Genomic DNA, 19,562 nt, shown 5'->3' on the forward strand with positions numbered 1-19,562 from the left:
TTTACCGGCCCCTCCGCCTTCCAATAAGCCTCCAACGGCGCCCCATTTACATCCAGTCCTGGCTTTGCAGCTCGATTAATTGCTGAAGCTCCTTATCCGACATTTCGGTCAGCCACGTTTCACCTGAGCCCACAACCTGCTCCGAGAGAGATTTCTTCTGCTCAATGAGCTCATCAATCCGCTCCTCCAGTGTGCCTTGGCAGATCAGCTTGTGCACCTGGACATTCTTGTACTGTCCAATCCGGAATGCCCGGTCTGTCGCCTGATTCTCCACCGCCGGATTCCACCAGCGGTCGTAGTGAATGACATGGTTCGCACGGGTCAGATTCAAACCGACTCCGCCTGCCTTCAAGGAGAGCACGAATACGCGCGAGCCCTCCCCTTCCTGAAAGCTGCGTATCATCTCATCCCGGTCCTTTTTGGGAACGCCGCCGTGGAGGAAGGACGGAGCCTCACCATAGCGCTTCTCCAGCAGCTTCACGAGCAGCGACCCCATCCCGACATACTGGGTAAAAATAAGCGCCGATTCACCCACATCCGCAATGCTGTCCAGAATTTCCAGCAGCCGCTCCATCTTCCCCGACTGCTCACTGCGCAGCGGCCTGCCCTCTTCTCCCTGAAACAGCACGGGATGATCACAAATCTGCTTCAGCTTGGTGAGCGAGGACAGCACCAGTCCCTTGCGGGCAATACCCGTGCTTGCACCGAGCTGGCCAACCATTTCGTCCACGACAGCCTGATACAGCGCTCCTTGCACCTCGGTCAGCCGGCAATACGACTTCAGCTCCAGCTTCTCCGGAAGATCCTTCTGGATATCAGGATCACTCTTCAGGCGCCGCAGCATGAACGGAGAGACCAGGCGGTGCAGCTCGCGCAGACGCTCCTGCTGTCCTTCGCCCAGCACATACCGCTGACGGAACGCATGAAAAGTCCCCAGATAACCGGGATTCAGAAATTGAAAAATCGACCATAGCTCTGCCAGCCGATTCTCAACCGGCGTTCCGGTCATTGCCACCCGGTGGGGGGCGGAGAGCTTCATCACGCTCTGGGCCTGCTTCGTGCGGTAATTCTTAATGTACTGCGCCTCATCCAAAATCACACTTGACCACGAAATGGCCGATAGCTCCGGACCGTCCCGCCCTGCCAGATGATACGTCGTCAGCACGATATCGCAGCTCATGGCCTCCTGCTCAAATGCTGCACCGCGCAGCCTTCGGGTGCCGTGATGCGTATAAACACTCAGCCTCGGGGCAAAGCGCTGCAGCTCCCGATGCCAGTTGCCGAGGAGAGAGGTCGGGCAGACGATGAGCACGGGGCTCCGGTCTGCCGCGGCATCGGTCTGTGCGGTAGTCCCGCCATCCTCCTGCAGCTGCTGCCAGCCCGCAGCTCCGCCGAGCCCTTGCGGCCGGTCCAGCAGGCAGGTAATCACCTGAACGGTCTTACCGAGCCCCATATCGTCCGCGAGGCAGACGCCGAAGCCCAGCTCCCGCATCAGGCTGAGCCATTGATAGCCCTTCACCTGATACGGCCGCAGCTGTCCCTGAAGCTCTCCCGGTACAGGGCGCAGCGGCACCTTTTTGACCCCGTCACCGGACAACAGCGAAGACAGCAGGCCTGCGCTCTCGACCTCTTCGATAAACAGTCCCTTCCACAGCCGGTCTTCGTCCAGCTCTGCGGTAAGGTGAATCCATTCCGACAGCTCCATTTCTCCCTGTTCATGCCGCTTCATAAAGCGAAGCACCTGATTAATCTCCTTCAGGTCTACCTCAATCCACTCGCCCCGGAATTGTACATAGGGCATGTTAGCTTCGGCAAGCGCCGCAAGCTCGTGACGGGAGAGGCGCAGCCCGCCCACGGCCGCTGACACTTCAAAGGACACGAGCTGATGCATGCCCAGCACCGGTGCCGGCTTATCGCCTCCCATAGAGCTGTCCAGATTCATTTTGAGAGAGAGTCCGGCCCGTTTCTTGCCTTCCCGGCTCCAGCGTGAAGGCATCTGAACCTTGATGCCTCCTTTGTTCAGCTTCGGTACCGACTGCTTCAGAAACAATCGCAGCCCGTCAAGAGGCAGAGAACAGCCTTCTGGAGCCGGGCCTTTCAACCCTTCCCGGCATTCCGGAGACAGCTCTGCCGCCCGCCCCAGCTCCAGCAGCAGCTGCTCCCGAATGCCGGGATAGACCAAGCCGCGCAGTAAACGATCCTGCTCCTCCCCCTGCCAGATCGCTCTGGCGGGCAGCAGCAGGCCTTCATCCTGCCGGCTGCCGGCCCAGAACGAGATTCGCCACTGCTCTTCTCCTTCCTGAAGCGGAGGCTCCAGGCGAAGCTGAAGTGCAAGCGTCCCCTGCTCCGGCGGCAGCTCTTCTCCCTGGATCAGCGGCATCGCAGTCTGTCCCGTTTCCTCGACTTCGCGAGCCAGCTCTTCCATTTCTTCTACTGCGCCCTGAAGCGGAATTTCCCGGTGGATCGTCAGCAGGCTATTCCACCACAGCTCACTGAGCGGTGAACGCCCGCGCCGGTAATCCCTCAAATATCGGGACAGTCGGCTGCCGGCTGTCCGAACAGCTTCTCGGCCTTCAGCATCCAATAACGCGGACAAGAAAGAATAGAGCACGGTCGCTCCCGCCTCTTCCCGGCTGGCAGGCTCACTGCCGGCCAGCGCCGCCGGAGCACCGTAGCCGATCGGCGGCATACTGGCGGCCAGCTTCAGAAACACATCTGCCGCTTTCCCCGTCAACTGAGGCTTCCAAACCGCTTTTAGCATCCGCGTCGTTACGCTCCGGCGTCTGCCGCTCAGCGGAAGCTCCGCCGTTCCCGGCGCAATCTGCCCATGCTGCAGCAGCTCCTGTGCAAACGCCGCAACGACTGCCCAGTACGTCATTTCTTCACCCAAATCCAGGCCTTGCTGTTTATATATATCAGCATCCAGGGTCAGCAGAAACTGCAGCGCATCCAGCGGCTGCAGCGCCAAGCCCTCCAGCGTTCTTCCACCTAGGCTTTTCCGATCGCTCCGCCGTCCATTCTCCGCCAGAACGGAAGGAAATCGCATTTCCGCCAGCCTGAGCACAGCCGCAGCAAAAGGGCGGCTGCCGTCAGGCAGCTGTATTTTTTTCACGGTTCTTCTCCAGGCATCCACCTTAGGCTCCGACATTTCGCCGGAGAAACAAAAAAACACATCTCCAAGCCATACGCCATACAGCGGTTGATTCATCGTTGTCTCCTGTCTTTTTCCTGCTTAACAGATATTATTCCTATTCTATACGATTACCCGTCAATTTCAAAACAAGTTATAAACTTCGGTATTTATTAACCTCAAGGTTAATTTAATGAGAAATGGGTAAGTTCAATATAACGTGCATATGCTTGTTTAGAGATCCAGCTCCGCAAGATGCATTTCATGCTTTGGGTAAAAGGAGGAGACCGAATGCAAACAAAAAATCCTTACCGCTGGTGGAACCTGATTGCTTTTATCGCCACGATCGCGGTCAACTATCTGTCCAACGCTCTGCCGCTGGGCGGACGCAACACCCGGGAAATTTCCGATCAATTCTACATTTACATGACCCCGGCAAGCTACGCGTTTACGATCTGGTCGGTCATTTATGTGCTGCTGGCGGGGTTTATCATCTATCAACTGCGCAGCAGCACGGGCTCCAGGGACTCGGTGCTTGATATTGGCCCCTGGTTTATAATAAGCAGTGCTTTGAATATTGCCTGGTTGTTTTTGTGGCACCATTTGTATATCGAGTGGTCGGTACTGGTCATGCTGCTGCTGCTGGCATCCCTCTTTATCATTCACCGCAAAACCCGTATTCTGCGGCCCACCATCGGGGAAGCCCTGCTGATCAAGCTGCCGTTCAGCCTTTACCTGGGCTGGATCTGCGCCGCTTCTCTCGTTAATATCGGCACTCTGATTTACAAGAACGAATGGTCTCCATTCGGCTTGTCCCAGCTTGGCTGGAGCATTGCCCTTCTCTGCATCGGCGCGCTTCTCGTCATTGCAATCAGTTTCCCTACGAGGGACTGGGTGCTGCCGCTTGTATTCGTTTGGGCCTTGATTGCTATTGCAGTAGAGCATCGCGAGGAAGATGTTCTGATGGTCACGGCTTTTGGGCTGGCAGCTGCCATTTTCTTGTACGCTGTGTACCTGTTTATATTCAGAAGACATCGTTCTTCATAAATCCTGTCATGCATGCAAAAAGCTGCCTGTCACCTCCATCCGGAGCATGACAGGCAGCTTTTATGTGCATAAGCCGGCTGCTGTTTATTCCTTCACCTTCGCAATAACCTCGATCTCGACTAAGCCATCCTTCGGCAGACGAGCTACCTCCACGGCGCTGCGCGCCGGATACGGCTCTTGAAAGAAGCTGCCGTACACTTCATTCATCGCCGCGAAGTCGTTCATATCCTTCAGAAACACCGTCGTTTTGAACACGTGCTCCAGGCCGGCTCCGGCTTCCTCCAGAATCGCTTTTACATTCTGAAGCGCCGTTCTGGTCTGTTCGGTGATGCCTTCAGCAAACTGGCCGCTACTAGGATCGAGGCCCAGCTGACCTGAAGTGTAGATTACGCCTCCGACCTCTACGGCCTGGCTGTATGGACCGATGGCCCCTGGCGCTTTGCTGGTGCTGATTATGTTTTTGCCCATTGGATATTCCCCTCTCTTGAATGGCTTTCGCTAAGTCTCCCTGCATGCTTGCACGATATTTTCGTTTAGACTTGCCTTACTGCTCTTGCATTGTATCATCCCCGAGGACATGAATCACATCATTCGGATACACATGGGTCCCGCGCGTCTGACTGAAGGAAATGTTCACCATGGCCCGGGCGACCTTCGAAGCAGGAACGGCCCGGTACGGGGCCAGCTTCCCGCGAAACAGGAAATCCAGACGGCGCATGACTACAGAAGCCACATCCTCACCCAAACGGCGCTCACTCCGATCCCCCAGCAGCAGCGAGGGACGAAACAGATGTACGCCTTGAAATGGGAGGTGTGACAACGCCTCCTCGACTTCACCCTTGACCCGGCTATAAAACGCTTTGGAGGAGCGGCTTGCCCCCATACTGCTTACGGCCAGAAATTGCGGCACTCCACTCTCCAGCGCCAAAGCGGCGCCAGAGAGGACATACTCCTCGTCCACCTTACGGAACGCCTCTTGAGAGCCCGCTTTCTTGATCGTGGTTCCAAGACAGCTGAATACCTGATCCACGCCTTCAAAAGCCTTCTTGTACCTCGGCAGCTCATCCCAGTCTATAAGGATCACGTTCAGCTTGGGATGCTTGTAATCCGGCTCGCGGCGGACCAGAATACGAACCTCTTCGACGTTGTCACTTGCTAAGAGCTGCTGCGTGACCTCTTGTCCTACAAGGCCTGTCGCTCCCATTACGAGAGACGTTATTCCCATCCGTAACTCCTCCTGTCGCTTTCCTTATAAGGCCGCCTGCTTTTCGCCGAGCAGCACTCTTCGTCCCAGCAGCCATGCCGTCAGCAGCATGAGCACCCCAACCAGCAGCTGAAATCCGTAATGCTGCATCCATTCAGGCGCATCCAGCAGCAGCTTGAACACCTGGCCGCCAATCAGCGGCCCCAGAAATGCAGCCACGCCGGTAATGGCGGAATACATTGCAATGAACATGGGGCGATCCCCTTTTGGCGTATCCCCAATCATAAAATTAAAGGCCAGCTGGTTGAAGCCGCCGACGCCTGCGCCCAGCAGCATATGCGACACCAGCAGCACCGGAATGACCGGCAGCACGGAGAGCAGACCCCATGCCATTGAGGAGGCCGCGATCAGCGGCAGCGTCCAGAAGAGCAGCGTCCGGTTGGAGAATCGAGCATTCAAATTGCCCCAGACGTAGAAGCCAATCATCATCACCGCGGTCTGGGATACCGTCATCATGGACACGACGGAGTAGCTGATCTCCAGCACATCCAGCATGGCATAGGAATATAGCGGCACCACCAGCGTCTGCAGAAACAGCCAGCCGCCGAGAAACAGTGTCGATTTTATAAAGGGCTGATCTGACAGCGGCTTGCGCACCATCGGCCAGAACCGGGTTTCCTTCGAGCGCTCAAACGGCGGATCCGGATACAGAAAGAACAGCGGAAGATTCGCCGCCATTGCCACCCAGGCAACCGCGAATAGAATCAGAAAGCCCTTGCCGCCCGGATACCAGTCCAGAATCAGGCCGCCTGCGAACAGCACCACTGCACCCAGGGCGTTCAGCATCGTGTTGCGAATGCCGAAATACCGACCTCGAACCTTGGCAGGCACCATGTCACTGATCACCGAGGTCCATAGCATGCCCGAGACCGTCCCGGCGATAAACGCAGCAGAATAGAGCACGAGAAACACCGGGATCCACCACTCTCGGTCAAACACAAACGGGATTAGTCCCGTCGTTCCCCACAAAATACGGTTCAGAGCCGTCGAGATGATCATCGCCTTCTTGCGGTACTGCAGGCGCTGAACGAGATAAGCCGTCAGAATCTGAATAATGTTGAAAAAAGTCGTCACGGCGAGGACGAAGCCGATCATGCCGGACTCCGCTCCCAGGTAAAGCAGATAGCCCGTCAGGAACGGACCTCCCAGCAGCGTCTGGTACGTTACGGCAGGCACACCCTCCCAGTTGGCAATGAGCAGGTGCTTGCGGTGACGCGAGGTAAGACGCTGAGGTCTGTATGCAACTCTTACGGCCTTGATGGGGATACACTCCTTCGATGTCTTCAAATGGCTGACCCAATTCTCTTTGACCCCATTCTACACCCGGATCCGCCGCTGTCAATAAGAAGGAATGAAAAATTTTCATAGCTTTTTTTCAGGATTGCGAAGCGGCAGATACAGCGAAAAGGTACTCCCCTCTGCCGGGCTGCTGACTACCTCGATAAAGCCGTCCAGCAGCCGTGCCAGATCCCGGCTGATCGACAGCCCGAGCCCGGTGCCCCCATATTTCCGCGTAATGGAGGTGTCGCCCTGCTCAAACGCTTCAAAGATCAAGGCCTGCTGATTTTTTGGAATTCCAATACCGGTATCCGTAACAGAAACGACCAGCCACTCGATGTCAGACTCCCCATCTCGTTCAGATCTCACCGTCAGCCTTACACTGCCCTCCGACGTAAATTTAAAAGCATTGGAGAGCAGGTTGCGTACAATCTGATTCACCCTCTGCGGATCAGAGATAAAGCGTTCCGGAACGTCCTCCCCCAGCTCCAGCTCAAAGACAAGGCCCTGCTTCGCAGCCGTTACCTCAAAGGACATATGAAGCATGTATATCATTTCCCGGATGTTGATATCCTCCATCGTAATATCCAGATGTCCTGCCTCTACTTTGGATAAATCCAGCACGTCGTTCACGAGATTTAACAGATCGTAGCCTGATACGTGAATCAGCCTTGCATATTCCATCGTTCCCTCCGGCAGCTTGCCTTCATCGCCTTCGTGAATCAGCTGGGCCAGGTTGATGATGCTGTTCAGCGGAGTGCGCAGCTCATGCGACATATTCGCAACAAACTCGCTTTTGTATTGGGACGCCAGCGCCAACTCCTTGGCGCGCTCCTCCAGGATGAGCTGTGCGCGCTCCAGCGCGTCTTTTTGACGGGATAGCTCGGCATTGACGATTCGAAGCTGTCTCATTCGGCTCAGCTCCTGATAAAACTCATGAAATAGCAGCGCACAGCCCGCGCTCAGCACCAGCCCCAGCGGGAACGTTCTGACGGCGACCAGGCGCAGAAATTCCTCTACCGGAAGCACGCCAAACACGGCTATATTGATCGTATTCATCACATTGACGGCAGCCACCACCACAAAGCCTTTCACGTAGAGCGAACGGTGGCTTCGCCGGAACCAGACATTCAGACAAGCGCTTAATATACCCAGCAGCGTCAAATTAACGAAACCCGCCACGGCGGCTTCATTCAAACCAAAGGTAAACCGCAGCAGCCCGATCCCCGTCCCGATGATGACCAGCGGAAAAGCCCGGGGGTAACCGAACACCGCGATAATCAAAGGCACAAAGCGCAGATCAAAGATGATGTCCTCGCTGACGCGATACCCGAAGAAGGAGCAGGCCCAGCCTCCCAAAATAAGCAGCAGGATGGAAACGAAATACATCGTAAAGGTTGAGGTACGGCTGAGCACATATTTATAAAACAGATTAGCCAGATACGCTGCCGTAAGCAGCACCGCCGTATTTACCAGAAATGTCGTTAAAAACGAGTTCATGAACCCTCCCGCGCGTGATCTGTCGTTTTACGCTGTAAGATCATACTTGAATAACATGATAGATTGTATCATAAATGCTTCATGCCTCGTTGCACGATTTCGCACCAAGCGCGCCCCATGAACGCGAAATTCCGCGTTCGTCGCGCCAGTTCGCTCCAATCGCGGTCCATGAACGTGAAAAACCGCGCTCGTTGTAGCGCCAGAACGGGTCTGGAGCAAACGAATGCGAAAAACCGAACTCGTTGCGCCGCCAGCACGGATACGGAGCAAACGAATGCGAATAACCGCACTCGTTGCGCCACCTGCACGGGTCTGGAGCAAACGAACGCGAAAAACCGAACTCGTCGCGCCGCCAGCACGGATCTGGAGCAAACGAATGCGAAAAACCGAACTCGTTGCGCCGCTAGCACGGATATAGAGCAAACGAACGCGAAAAAACGAACTCGTTGCAGCGCCAGCACAGATATAGAGCAAACGAACGCGAAAAAACGAACTCGTTGCAGCGCCAGCACGGATCTGGAGTAAACAAACGCGAAAAAACGAACTCATAACGCCACCAGCACGGATCTGGAGTAAACGAATACGAAAAACCGAACTCGTTGCGCCGCTAGCACGGATCTATATCGAGCGAAAGCGAAATTCCGAATTAATTTAGCATCTACCGCCCTCGGGCACGCCTCAATCGCCCGCGCATGAAACGGTCGCAAGGGGATGTCCCATAAGTAACCTCAGAAACCAAGAGACAGCCTACCTTAATCGAAAAATTATCAAAAACAAAAAAATAGCCGTGCAAGAACAACGCTCAAGCACCGCTATTTTACCTTGGACAAACTAAAAAAGGGGAGTTCCTCAATCATCTTCAATGACTGAGGAACAGCCCCTCCGAGCTTCACGCAGCACCTTTTAGGACGAATGCGGCGGTCAGGCTCGATTTGCGCTTTTTTTCCATATTGTCAACCAGGAGGTCAGAGGATTCCGCTCCCGGCTAAGCCAGCCCCTCACTCCGGTCACTTCTTCCTCCTCGGAGCGTGCAGCGGCGGCTTGCACCATCGCAGCTTCCGCTTCAGGCAAAGAGAGGAGCTCTTCGTTCGTCATCGTGTAATACTTCAAATGATACGTGCTCACCGTATCCCCTTGAAGCGTCACCACATGATCGTCACGGATTTCAATGATTCTGCCGGTCACTACCTTGCTGTTATACATAATCATCGCCTCTCCCTGCCTTGGATTTGTGCCGCCTCGGTTTCTGCGGTCGTCGCCACTGCCTCCCGGTATCTTTACTGGTCCTACTTGTTTTGTTCCGTCCCGTCATCACGATTGCTTATAAGTGTCGTTACCCGCTTGAAGTCAGGATGAATCGGTGCTTCATGGATTACCGCTATTCACTGATGGCGACTGCCAAAAGAGCTTAATCCACTTGAATACCTGTCACCAGCAGCCTGTAGGCGTTGGAATAATTGGGGTAGCAGGTGACCAGCGTCATCCGGCTCTCCCCGGGCACCGGGCGCACAGCATCGATTTTATCCGGTGTAACCACCTGAAGACTTACCACTTTATAGCGCAGCACCCCCTCGCTCGTATGATAGCTGAATACATCCCCTTCCCGGGCCTGATGGAGTGTGTTGAAAAACTTTCCCGTAATACCGGAACGATGTCCAGCAATTACAGCATGACTTCCATCTGTCCCCGGCACATCCTCTCCCATGATGCCAAGCGCATGATTCAGCTCCTCCTCCGACACGCCGGATACCACAGCAGCATCCACCCCGATCGATGGATATTTCAAAACACCCTCCGCTGCTGTTGCTACACCTTGGATCTCCTTCGGCGCCGCGACCGATGCACTCTGTGTGCGTGCGATACCGGGTTTTTCCGATACTGCACGTGGATGAGACTGGCTGGCTTGCGGATTTTCATACACCTGTTCATGGTATACCGCTGCCTTCAAATCCTTTTGAATCCGGTCGGTTTCCAAAGTGGTGTGCAGCACCTGCACCAATGTGACAAGGCCTGCCAGCATTGTAAAAATACCTGCTGTTATAAATCGCCGCCGGGAGCGCATTACAGCTTCCCCCGGAGGGTCGGATATGCGGTCAGGCCCGCTCCCAGGAGCAGCAGCGCCAAGGCTACTACTACCAGCCAGCTGCTGTCGAGAAGTCCTCCTGTTCTCGGGAAGCTCCCTTCTTGAATGGAAGCGTCAGTACCTGCCAGCAGTGGTGTGAATGCAGCGTTACCAGACAGAGATGCCTCTGCCCGCTCACCACTATAGCTGTATCCTAAGCTGCCGGCTGCGCTTCCGTTGCCTTCTGTAAGCGACACCTCACCAGTCCTCGGACGAGAGCTGTTTAAGCCGTCTGTCGCTCCGGCTTGCTCTCCACTACCGCCTTCAACAGCGCCAGGATCGGCATTACTGCTATTGCTTTCTCCTGTGGAACTATCTTCGGATGCGTCTGTATTACCAGCCGCAAAGCCATCTGAGCCCTCTCCGCCAGCGTTGTCACCTCCGGTATTGTCTCCTCCAGTGTTGTCTCCTCCGGTGTTGTCACTTCCGGTGTTGTCGCCGCCGGTGTTGTCTCCACCAGCGTTGTCTCCACCAGTGTTGTCTCCGCCAGCGTTGTCTCCGCCAGCGTTGTCGCCGCCAGCGTTATCACCTCCGGTATTGTCTCCACCAGCGTTGTCGCCGCCAGTGTTGTCGCCTCCAGCGTTGTCTCCTCCGGTGTTGTCTCCTCCGGTGTTGTCGCCGCCAGTGTTGTCGCCACCAGTGTTGTCTCCGCCAGTGTTGTCTCCTCCGGCGTTGTCACCTCCGGTGTTGTCTCCGCCGGTGTTGTCTCCACCAGCGTTGTCGCCGCCAGCGTTGTCATCTTGTCCTGGGATGGTCTGGCTGGAGCTTGTGAGAACGCCAAGGTTCAAATCCAAGGGCAGGAAGACTGGCGACAGATTTACTCTAACTCCTGAGCGTTCCGTATAACGTGTACCGTCATCGTTACGGCTTGCGACTGTTTCCAAAACAGACAGCTCTGTGTCACCTATAATTCCATCAAGCAGATCAAGATCGAGCAGCGCTCGCTCACTTGTTTTTGCGTCACCCTGAACTCCTTCACGGTGACTGCCCTTCACCTCATGCTCATGCTCCAGCACACCCACATGCAGACGGTCGCCCAGCACGCTATCCTTGATATCCAGGTCTACCAGGGCACGCTTCTCCCGCTTCTGACTTTCGCTCACCTCGGGATCAGCATCGTCGCCCTGAACTCCTTCACGCTGACTGCCCTTCACCTCATGCTCATGCTCCAGCACACCCACATGCAGGCGGTCGCCCAGCACGCTTTCCTTGAGATCCAGGTCTACCAGGGCACGCTTCTCCCGCTTCTGACTTTCGCTCACCTCGGGATTAGCATCGTCGCCCTGAACTCCTTCACGCTGGCTGCCCTTCACCTCATGCTCATGCTCCAGCACACCCACATGCAGACGTTCGCCCAGCACGCTTTCCTTGAGATCCAGATCCACCAGGGCACGCTTCTCCCGCTTCTGACTTTCGCTCACCTCGGGATTAGCCTCTTCTCCCTGAACTCCTTCACGGTGACTGCCCTTCACCTCATGCTCATGCTCCAGCACACCCACATGCAGACGGTCGCCCAGCACGCTTTCCTTGAGATCCAGGTCCACCAATGCACGCTTCTCCCGCTTCTGACTTTCGCTCACCTCGGGATCAGCATCTTGCTCATCCATGTTTCCTTGATCTCCATACTGCTCATTATTGCTTCCTGGATCGGCATTTTCCTCCTCGGTGCTTTCGTGATCAGTACCCTCTTCGCTCTGGCCTCCTTCATGATGGCTGTCCTTCTCCCCATGCTCATGCTCCAGCACTCCCACATGCACCTTCTCTACGAGCGGGAGCTTATCCAGCCGGATTTCGAGCAGCGCGCGCGAGCTTGACTCGTTTGCATTCCTTTCCGCTGCAGCCTCCACAGAAGCACCGCCAACCGTGGCAGCAAACAACACCGGAACACTCACTGCCGCAGCCATAACCCATTTATTTGTCCATTTCATATTCATCTCTCCTTATTTTGAGTTTGTGTAATCCTCTGCAAAATAAGGAGAGCGCTGTGGCGGAAGTCCTGCAGGCTCAGCTATCCACTGACTATTCAGCGCATACAGCGAGCCGGGCCATGCAGACGGGGATGATTCCGGACTCGAAACCGGGCTTCCATCTGTCAGAAAAGATAAGAGCCAGATCCCTATTGATCCGATCCCGGCTGTACCGGTGGACTGGGCGTTCTGGGCATACAACAGCGGCGTGCTGTAAATTTTGTAAAAGAAAGCGTTATCAAAGATAGCTTCAGCATTCCCTCTTGTCTGCTCCAAGAATACTCCCGAATCAACACGGGGTCCCGCATTGTCCTGCGCCGCTTCTGTCATTCCCAAGACCTGAGGTACCTCCTGCGAATCTTGCTGTCGCTGCTTCGGAGCGAACGCGTCTGCAGCTCCGTTTTGGAAAGCTGCTGCAGCATCAACGCTGTTCTCTTCAGTCTCCTGCAGCTCATCCTTCTCCGATGTGTCAGGTGTGCTCTCCCGCGGTCGGTCTTCTTCCTTCTCTGTCACTCGTGAGGATGCTTCCCGCTCTTTACCGGTCACTGCGACAGGCTTCGGGGGATTTAGCCCAAGCCTTACTTTATCCTCCGAATGCTCACGATCTGCGCGGACATCACTAGGTGCCGGATCAGACTGTGTAAAAATCGGCCGCTCCGGCTGTGATGCATCTTCCGGAATTTGTGGAAGCTCCTGCTCGGGCTCTTCCGGCGCCTCCGGCGGCTTCACTGGAGCTGGCGGCTTCGATGGCTGTGCCGGCTTCACCGGTATCAGCGTCACTGACGTCTCCTTCACCTGACTCAACAACTTATCCGTTTCACGGAGCACATTCTCTGCCGTCTCTTCCACGGTGTTTACCGCACCCTTACCGGTTTCCTTCACCGCAGCTACGCCGTTTCGCACCGTGCCTGACAGCATCTTGCCTGTCTCGCGGACCGTCTTACCTGCTGCCTTCACGGTTTCTGTTACGATCACCTCCGGCTCATGAGCCGATTCCAGTACCTTCTGCACCGTCTCTCTGGTATGCCGAACAGCTTCTGAAGACGTGCCTGCACCATTTCTCAATGTGCTTTCAGCCAGTTCCGCTACGGGCTCCAGTGTCTCTCCCACGCCCTGCACCGCCTCTTCCACTGTCCACTCTACGCCTGAAGCCGTTTCCTTCAGCGTCTGCTCCAGGGCATCTCCTGTATCCTCTACCGTATTACGGGCATCGGATAACGTCTTCTTTACCGAATCACTGACGCCGGACACCGAATCCTTGAGACCGCTCAGCCCCCGCTGCAACGACAGCATATGACCAGCCTGGCCCTTACCTTCAGCAGCAGGCTTTAACTCTTCTGCATAGGCGTCACTTCCGGCTTGAAGCGTGAACAGCAGGATAAAGCTGCCAAGAACGAAAGGCCATACGCGGTTGTTCATTTCACGTTTTCACCTCCTTTCTCCTCCTTAATACCCATATTAACTAATCAAGACACAAAAAATGGAACAAAACCCAACCTTTTTTCGACAGCATATAACAACAAGGAAAACGCAGGACAAAGACCCGGCCAAAGGCCGGGTCGGTTGGATGATATGATATCCTGCACGGCGCAAAGCCCGCCAACATTCAGTCCTTGGATTTCAGCAGCCCGCTCTTTTCCTCTTCTTCCTTACGGTCATCGCCGACCAGCTCCCGGGCCGAGGATTTGAATTCAAACAAGGTCCGGCCCACGGCTCTTCCCAGCTCCGGCAGCTTCGACGGACCGAACAGAATTAGCACCACAATCAGCACCATCATCACGCCGGCAAAGCCAACATTTTGAAACATAATCTCACTTCCCTTCATATATAGTCATGAATCGTCATCCGTGCTGTGCTTCGCAATGACCCCGCTTGCGATCGGAAGCCGTAACACAAGCCTTACCTGTGACGATCGACTCCAGTCACCTGACTTTGGGATACACAGCGACGGCTTCGATCTCGATCAGCCAATCCGGACTGACCAGACTGGCTACACCCACCGTTGAGCGGGCAGGCTTCACCGGATTGGACTCGGTGTTAAAGAACTCGGCATAGGCATCAAACCAGCCCTTGTAATCAAACGCATCGTCCTTCGCAGCATCCGGCGTAATGTATACCCGCAGATATACCACATCCTTCATGCCCAGCCCCTGCTCCTGCAGCTGCTTCTCAATGGCCTTCAATACCCCGATTCCCTGAGTCTTTGTATCTCCGTAGCGCTCATATACCGTCTTTCCTTCCTTGTTCAGCAGCGGCGGCACGGTGCCGCTGGTATACAGCGTGGAGTAGCCTTGCGGCACGATCACACCGCTGGAAATGGATGAGGAGGGACTTCCATAAAATCCGGGACCTGCCGAAACCTTAATGGCCTGAATGACCGGAGTCTCGGCCGGTTTATCGGCGGCATACACCGTGGCTCCTGCGAGGCTGAAGAGCAGGGCCATGGCCGCTGCATACTTCAGCTTTTGATCCAGCTTCATTTTCGTTTTCATCACAATCTTCCTCTCTATTCCAGGATCTGATTCTATACATTAGTCACAGTAAATCCGAAAGCTTCCGAGGCTCACTTTAAGCCTTCATCACCCGCTCATGCAGCTCCTTGACGACAATCTGGGCGGATTCGATCGCTCCGGACTGCCAGCCTGTCATATAGCTGAGATGCTCTCCGGCAAGATAGATGCGGCGATCCGGCTTGCATAAGACCGGGTAAAAGGATTTGCGGTCATCGGCACTGTATGAGGCCCATCCGCCTTCCTGGAATTTTGTTTTTTTCCAATCAATCGAGAAGGATGACTCGAACTCCTTGGCATACTGGGGATGAATTTTACCGCCTTGGGCAAGCGCGTGGCGCTCTCTCTCCAAGAATGACATCCGGCCCAGCTTATCGGCGTTGCCGCCAAAGGCATAGTAGCCCAGCACCACCCCTTTTTTGGAAAAATAATCGTTCGGCGGATAATAGATTTGGGTGATGTCCATGTTCGTGAGCGAGTTCCCTCCATAAAGCTGGTCATCCTCTTCCCAGAAGCGCCGCTGAAACTGGAGTCCAATCTTTCCGGCAGAAGCGTAATTCGTGCTGGCAATCGCCTTCGACATCTCCGGGGAAAAATCAGCCGGTATATGCTTCAGCACACTCAGCGGAATCGTACAAATACAGTAATCGCCGGTGATCTCCTTCTCCCCTCCGCTGCCAGGGCTGCTATACACGATCTTAACGCCATCCTCTGATTGGGAGATTCTTTTAACCTCCGTGCGGTAGCGGATGATATTATTCCCGACTCTTTTAACGAAGGCATCCACGATTTTGTCCATACCGCCAACAGGATGGAACATCATCATCTGCTGGTCATAGCTGTACTCATTGCTGAAATACCTGCCGAAGCCGGAATCAATAATCGATTTCAGATCAAAAGGGTCCCGGCGCACCCCGCCGTCCAAGGCCCCGCCCGGCTCCTCTTTGTAGCCTCCGCGTGAAGAGCCCTTGTAGAACAGATCCGGACTCAGATCCCCCTCTGCCCGCAAATAGTCAACCAGCTTGCTTTTCTCCTCGGCGGTAAGCGGCAGGTCGAGCCGGTTCTGATGGACTGCTTTGGCAAGCATTTCCGCCGTATAGCCGCGCACGTCGGCTTTGGCTGCTCTCTTCGGCACCCGGCGGTTGGATAAGGCCCCCACATTCTCGTTGTAGTAGAACCCGCTTTCGTTCACATTGTTAAACGGCTCCACGGCAATCCCGAATTTACGGCAATAATCCATCGTAACATGAAATTGAGGAATCCTCATTGGACCCGCGTTGAAGTAAAGCCCTTGATCAAAGCGCGCGGTCTGCCGTACGGTGCCGAGCTCCGCCACCGAGGTCCCTTTACGAACCGTCCAGCACCGGCCTCCTGCAAACTCCTTCGCCTCCAGGATGGTACAGTCATAGCCGGCCAGCCCCAGCTCATAGGCAGCGGTAAGTCCGGCAATACCGGCCCCCAGAATGATAACCTTCTGGCCTTTCCGGCCACTAAGCTTTAAGTCGTTGACGCCCGGGGGCACATATTCAGCCGCTTTCAGCGTTTGTGGGGCCAGCAGCCCCATCGTTCCCATCAAGCTAAATACCGCTGCCGAGCCTCCCACCTTGCCGACAGCCGTTAGAAATTGCCTCCGCGTCATTTCCTCCGGTTTATCCTGAACTGCCATGTCACCCACTCCTTTGCCGTGAAATCAGGTTATGCGCTGATCTTAGCAAAGAATTCCGGATTTGAGTTAAATTATGTAAGAAATCCTTACACACTAATTTTATTTTCTGAAAGATAATTGATTTTTTGATAATAATTACATAGAATCAGATTCATATCCTCATGGAAATCATTTCAATACGTGTAAACCTCAATGAGAAAGGAGGTTTAGGTTATATCAGATAACATAACATGTTAGATTATTATACGTTCAAGAATGGAGGCGGCAGCTGTGGAGAACAAAGTCATGAGTATAGGTGTCGTTCGCGAGCTTACCGGCCTTACCGAGAGACAAATTCGGTATTATGAGCAGAGAAAGCTTATTTTTCCGGAAAGAACGAAGGGAGGCAACCGCAGATACTCGTTTGAGGACGTCAACAAGCTGATCTATATTCATCAGAAGATGCAGGAGGGATTTAATACGGTCGAGCTCCGGGAACCACCTAAACCGCGCCGGCGGGGCTGTGCCCCCGCTTGAGCCACCAGACAGCACCTGTCAAAGCCCCCTTAGGGAAGGAGTCGATCAATATGGATGTACAACAAGCCATGAGTCTTGGCAGCCACCTTGCCGAGCTTCGCAAAAGGATCATCGCAGTGGCCGTTGTATTTGCGGGCGCTATGATCGCCGGGCTGCTTGCTGCTCCCGGGTGTCTGGCCTTTATGAAGCTGCATTCCCCCGCCTTTCAGGTCACCTGGAATGTATTCTCGCCTTGGGACGGACTACGCATCTATATGGGCATTGCCTTGGTGCTCTCGCTCATTGTAGCCCTTCCCTTCACGCTGTATCAGCTCTGGCTGTTCGTCAAGGACGGACTGCAGCCGGTGGAGCAGAAGGCGGCCCTGAAGTTCATTCCCTTCTCGGCTCTGTGCTTCATTCTTGGCCTGGCCTTCGCGTATTTTGTCGTGTTCCCTATGAGCCTGGCCTTCACGACGAAGGTGAATACGGAGATGGAGCTTGTCGAGACGTATGGTGTCGCTGCTTATTTCGGCTTTATGTTCAACATCATCGTGCCTCTAGCTCTGGCATTCGAGCTTCCCGCCGTGGTCCTCTTCCTGACCCGGATCGGCCTGCTCAACCCGGCACTGCTGCATTCAATGCGGCGCTATGCCTATCTGCTGCTTGTGATCATTTCCGCACTGATCTCGCCTCCGGACCTGGTCTCCCATCTGATGGTCGCTGTGCCGATGATTGCTCTCTACGAGGGAAGCGTCCTTCTGGCGGGCTGGATGCATCGGCGGGAGCAGTCCCGCACAGACAAAACCGGACTTCGGCATACTGCCTAAGTCCGGTCCCTCCACATGCTTTATGCTGTTTCCAGATTGCGCCGCATATGCTGAACGAACATCCCTGCGAAATCAGGATCCCATTGACTTCCACGCCCTTGCTCCAGGATGTCCAGTGCCTCGGCCTGGCTCATCCCCCGCCGGTAAGGGCGGTCGGAGGTCATGGCATCATAAGCATCCGCGACGGCAATAATCCGGCCGAACAGCGGAATGTCCTTGCCCTGCAGGCCATCAGGATATCCGTGACCGTCATATCTCTCGTGATGGGACCGCACTCCCTCCAGGAAAGGTGCCATAGCATCCGGCGGCTCGATCTGCTTCAGAATATTTTCCCCTTGTGCCGGATGGGTCTTCACCTGGAAGAACTCCTCTTCGGTCAGGCGGCCTTCTTTGAGCAGGATGCTGTCCCGGAGCCCGATTTTGCCGATATCATGCAGCAGTGCTGTTTTGTGAAGAATATCAATACTATGGGCGTTCAGACCTGCCAATTGGCCAATAATGACGGAATATTCAGCAACTCTCAGCGAATGACCTGCGGTATAGGGGTCTCTTGCATCCAGGGCTGCGGCCAGCGCGGCAAAATAGCTCTCCAGCAGCTTGCGGTTCCGCTCCTCCCGCAGCTGCAGTCCCCGAACCATCATATTGAAGCCGGCGATCAGGCTGGAGAATTCATCCGAATACAGATTGGAGGTCTGAATGAAGCGTCCCTCCTTCACCGTATCCATTGCTTTATACAGCTGACGCAGCGGTCGGTTGACGTCCTGCGTCATGAGCAGTGCACCAATATAGGCGAAGCCTACGCCGAGCATTAGAATGATGCCTGCCCAGCCCCAGTAGCCTCGCGATATTTCCTCATAGAACTGCCCCATATGCACCCGAACCGCCAGGCTGAACAGGAACAGCGGACAAGTCCCGATCAGCATCGCACTGAGCAGGAATTTGGTGCGGATGGAGGTAAACACATGTCCTTCCAGCGAAAAGTCTACGCCATATCGAATGAGCGCGAGCCGGCGCAGCTCGCGAACAATGGGCCGGATCGCGGCAACCGTCAGAAAAAACTCGATCATCGCATGACAGCTGGCGACCATGACCGCACCCAGCACTGCAATCCAGATGTAGGACAGCGGGATGCTCAGCAGCCCGGCATGAATCATCCATACGGTAGCGATCAGCGCGGGAATGGACATGCCCAGAAGATGAGGACCGTAAATACGATAGACTGCCAGCGACGGCATCCGGTGGGTTCGAAGATAGGCTGCCTCCAGCTGATCCAGCGCGGCGTCCTCCTCCAGCAGGGCACTGCGAATGATTCCAATATGCTTGAAAAAAACAAAAAGCTCCACCGCGAGCATTACGACAAAGGATCCACCTAAAATGCTCAGCAGCCGGAAGCTTTCTATATAGGAAACATTAAGGGTTGTGGTCATCAATGCACCGCCGACGAGCAGAACGGCGATCAAGGAGCCAATCATATAATTTCGAATTAGCTGACGCAGAAAGGACTTATACAGCTGCATGCCAGTGCCTACTTTCTCTGTAATTGTTTATATTTAGAAATATCGGCTGAAACGGCGAAAAAATCAAGCGGTTTATTTTTAGATGGAGCGCGCAGACACCTATGATTTGCATTTTCTGAAAAAGTATGATAATATTTTCAATATGGATATGAAGTTTAACCCCGATGGATTCCTCTTCAAACCGGATTTCACTTACCTTCACTGAAGTTGTTAAATTCCTATTTACTAACCCAAAAGTA

At 54.6% G+C, this 19,562-nt stretch carries 16 protein-coding genes; 3 read left to right on the forward strand and 13 right to left on the reverse strand.

Going from position 1 to position 19,562, the window contains the following annotated elements:
* Window positions 1–46: 46 nt before the first annotated feature.
* Window positions 47–3,208, reverse strand: coding sequence for a DEAD/DEAH box helicase (locus tag ACH6EH_RS02690; protein WP_397331015.1), 3,162 nt, complete (start codon window positions 3,206–3,208; stop codon window positions 47–49).
* 213 nt (window positions 3,209–3,421) lie between these two features.
* Between ACH6EH_RS02690 and ACH6EH_RS02695 the strand changes: the two genes are divergently transcribed.
* Window positions 3,422–4,177, forward strand: a complete 756-nt coding sequence (locus ACH6EH_RS02695; RefSeq protein WP_397331016.1) for a tryptophan-rich sensory protein — start codon at window positions 3,422–3,424, stop codon at window positions 4,175–4,177.
* Window positions 4,178–4,261: 84 nt separating this feature from the next.
* Here the strand turns inward: ACH6EH_RS02695 and ACH6EH_RS02700 are convergent, their stop codons facing one another.
* From ACH6EH_RS02700 to ACH6EH_RS02750, 11 genes are all read right to left on the reverse strand, one after another.
* The gene (locus tag ACH6EH_RS02700) at window positions 4,262–4,645 is read right to left on the reverse strand and encodes a RidA family protein (RefSeq protein ID WP_397331017.1); all 384 of its coding nucleotides are present in this window, start codon (window positions 4,643–4,645) and stop codon (window positions 4,262–4,264) included.
* Window positions 4,646–4,721: 76 nt separating this feature from the next.
* Window positions 4,722–5,402, reverse strand: coding sequence for an oxidoreductase (locus ACH6EH_RS02705; RefSeq protein ID WP_397331018.1), 681 nt, complete (start codon window positions 5,400–5,402; stop codon window positions 4,722–4,724).
* A gap of 24 nt (window positions 5,403–5,426) precedes the next feature.
* A complete protein-coding gene (locus tag ACH6EH_RS02710) occupies window positions 5,427–6,728 on the reverse strand; it encodes an MFS transporter (RefSeq protein WP_397331019.1) in 1,302 nt (433 codons plus the stop codon).
* 75 nt (window positions 6,729–6,803) lie between these two features.
* The gene (locus ACH6EH_RS02715) at window positions 6,804–8,219 is read right to left on the reverse strand and encodes an ATP-binding protein (protein WP_397331020.1); all 1,416 of its coding nucleotides are present in this window, start codon (window positions 8,217–8,219) and stop codon (window positions 6,804–6,806) included.
* Window positions 8,220–9,140: 921 nt separating this feature from the next.
* Entirely contained in the window at window positions 9,141–9,428 is a 288-nt protein-coding gene (locus tag ACH6EH_RS02720; RefSeq protein WP_233281110.1) for a hypothetical protein, read from the reverse strand.
* A gap of 199 nt (window positions 9,429–9,627) precedes the next feature.
* Window positions 9,628–10,239: a class D sortase gene (locus ACH6EH_RS02725; RefSeq protein ID WP_397331021.1), complete on the reverse strand. Its 612-nt coding sequence runs from the start codon at window positions 10,237–10,239 to the stop codon at window positions 9,628–9,630.
* Between the two features lie 41 nt (window positions 10,240–10,280).
* On the reverse strand, window positions 10,281–12,269 hold the full coding sequence (locus ACH6EH_RS02730; protein WP_397331022.1) for a hypothetical protein: 1,989 nt from the start codon (window positions 12,267–12,269) through the stop codon (window positions 10,281–10,283).
* 12 nt (window positions 12,270–12,281) lie between these two features.
* Window positions 12,282–13,727, reverse strand: coding sequence for a hypothetical protein (locus ACH6EH_RS02735; RefSeq protein ID WP_397331023.1), 1,446 nt, complete (start codon window positions 13,725–13,727; stop codon window positions 12,282–12,284).
* Window positions 13,728–13,914: 187 nt separating this feature from the next.
* The gene (locus tag ACH6EH_RS02740; protein WP_138224320.1) at window positions 13,915–14,115 is read right to left on the reverse strand and encodes a twin-arginine translocase TatA/TatE family subunit; all 201 of its coding nucleotides are present in this window, start codon (window positions 14,113–14,115) and stop codon (window positions 13,915–13,917) included.
* A gap of 115 nt (window positions 14,116–14,230) precedes the next feature.
* Window positions 14,231–14,800: a RidA family protein gene (locus tag ACH6EH_RS02745; RefSeq protein ID WP_233281109.1), complete on the reverse strand. Its 570-nt coding sequence runs from the start codon at window positions 14,798–14,800 to the stop codon at window positions 14,231–14,233.
* A gap of 76 nt (window positions 14,801–14,876) precedes the next feature.
* Window positions 14,877–16,484, reverse strand: a complete 1,608-nt coding sequence (locus ACH6EH_RS02750; protein WP_397331024.1) for a flavin monoamine oxidase family protein — start codon at window positions 16,482–16,484, stop codon at window positions 14,877–14,879.
* A 270-nt stretch (window positions 16,485–16,754) separates the two neighbouring features.
* Between ACH6EH_RS02750 and ACH6EH_RS02755 the strand changes: the two genes are divergently transcribed.
* Together ACH6EH_RS02755 and tatC are read left to right on the forward strand one after the other, a co-directional pair.
* Complete coding sequence (locus ACH6EH_RS02755; RefSeq protein ID WP_138224318.1) at window positions 16,755–17,000, forward strand: MerR family transcriptional regulator; 246 nt, start codon at window positions 16,755–16,757, stop codon at window positions 16,998–17,000.
* A gap of 50 nt (window positions 17,001–17,050) precedes the next feature.
* A complete protein-coding gene (gene tatC / locus ACH6EH_RS02760; RefSeq protein WP_397331025.1) occupies window positions 17,051–17,806 on the forward strand; it encodes a twin-arginine translocase subunit TatC in 756 nt (251 codons plus the stop codon).
* Window positions 17,807–17,826: 20 nt separating this feature from the next.
* On the opposite strand, the gene ACH6EH_RS02765 is transcribed toward tatC, so the two are convergent.
* A complete protein-coding gene (locus ACH6EH_RS02765; protein ID WP_397331026.1) occupies window positions 17,827–19,323 on the reverse strand; it encodes an HD domain-containing phosphohydrolase in 1,497 nt (498 codons plus the stop codon).
* Between the last annotated feature and the right edge of the window lie 239 nt (window positions 19,324–19,562).

This window comes from Paenibacillus sp. JSM ZJ436, assembly GCF_044383795.1.
Classification (GTDB): domain Bacteria; phylum Bacillota; class Bacilli; order Paenibacillales; family Paenibacillaceae; genus Paenibacillus_AQ; species Paenibacillus_AQ algicola.

Bases quoted from the DNA above. Each gene is read 5' to 3' on its own strand.
- ACH6EH_RS02690 (WP_397331015.1), bottom strand. From the start codon at position 3,208: ATGAATCAACCGCTGTATGGCGTATGGCTTGGAGATGTGTTTTTTTGT.
- ACH6EH_RS02695 (WP_397331016.1), top strand. From the start codon at position 3,422: ATGCAAACAAAAAATCCTTACCGCTGGTGGAACCTGATTGCTTTTATC.
- ACH6EH_RS02700 (WP_397331017.1), bottom strand. From the start codon at position 4,645: ATGGGCAAAAACATAATCAGCACCAGCAAAGCGCCAGGGGCCATCGGT.
- ACH6EH_RS02705 (WP_397331018.1), bottom strand. From the start codon at position 5,402: ATGGGAATAACGTCTCTCGTAATGGGAGCGACAGGCCTTGTAGGACAA.
- ACH6EH_RS02715 (WP_397331020.1), bottom strand. From the start codon at position 8,219: ATGAACTCGTTTTTAACGACATTTCTGGTAAATACGGCGGTGCTGCTT.
- ACH6EH_RS02720 (WP_233281110.1), bottom strand. From the start codon at position 9,428: ATGATTATGTATAACAGCAAGGTAGTGACCGGCAGAATCATTGAAATC.
- ACH6EH_RS02725 (WP_397331021.1), bottom strand. From the start codon at position 10,239: ATGCTGGCAGGCCTTGTCACATTGGTGCAGGTGCTGCACACCACTTTG.
- ACH6EH_RS02730 (WP_397331022.1), bottom strand. From the start codon at position 12,269: ATGAAATGGACAAATAAATGGGTTATGGCTGCGGCAGTGAGTGTTCCG.
- ACH6EH_RS02735 (WP_397331023.1), bottom strand. From the start codon at position 13,727: ATGAACAACCGCGTATGGCCTTTCGTTCTTGGCAGCTTTATCCTGCTG.
- ACH6EH_RS02740 (WP_138224320.1), bottom strand. From the start codon at position 14,115: ATGTTTCAAAATGTTGGCTTTGCCGGCGTGATGATGGTGCTGATTGTG.
- ACH6EH_RS02745 (WP_233281109.1), bottom strand. From the start codon at position 14,800: ATGAAAACGAAAATGAAGCTGGATCAAAAGCTGAAGTATGCAGCGGCC.
- ACH6EH_RS02750 (WP_397331024.1), bottom strand. From the start codon at position 16,484: ATGGCAGTTCAGGATAAACCGGAGGAAATGACGCGGAGGCAATTTCTA.
- tatC (WP_397331025.1), top strand. From the start codon at position 17,051: ATGGATGTACAACAAGCCATGAGTCTTGGCAGCCACCTTGCCGAGCTT.
- ACH6EH_RS02765 (WP_397331026.1), bottom strand. From the start codon at position 19,323: ATGCAGCTGTATAAGTCCTTTCTGCGTCAGCTAATTCGAAATTATATG.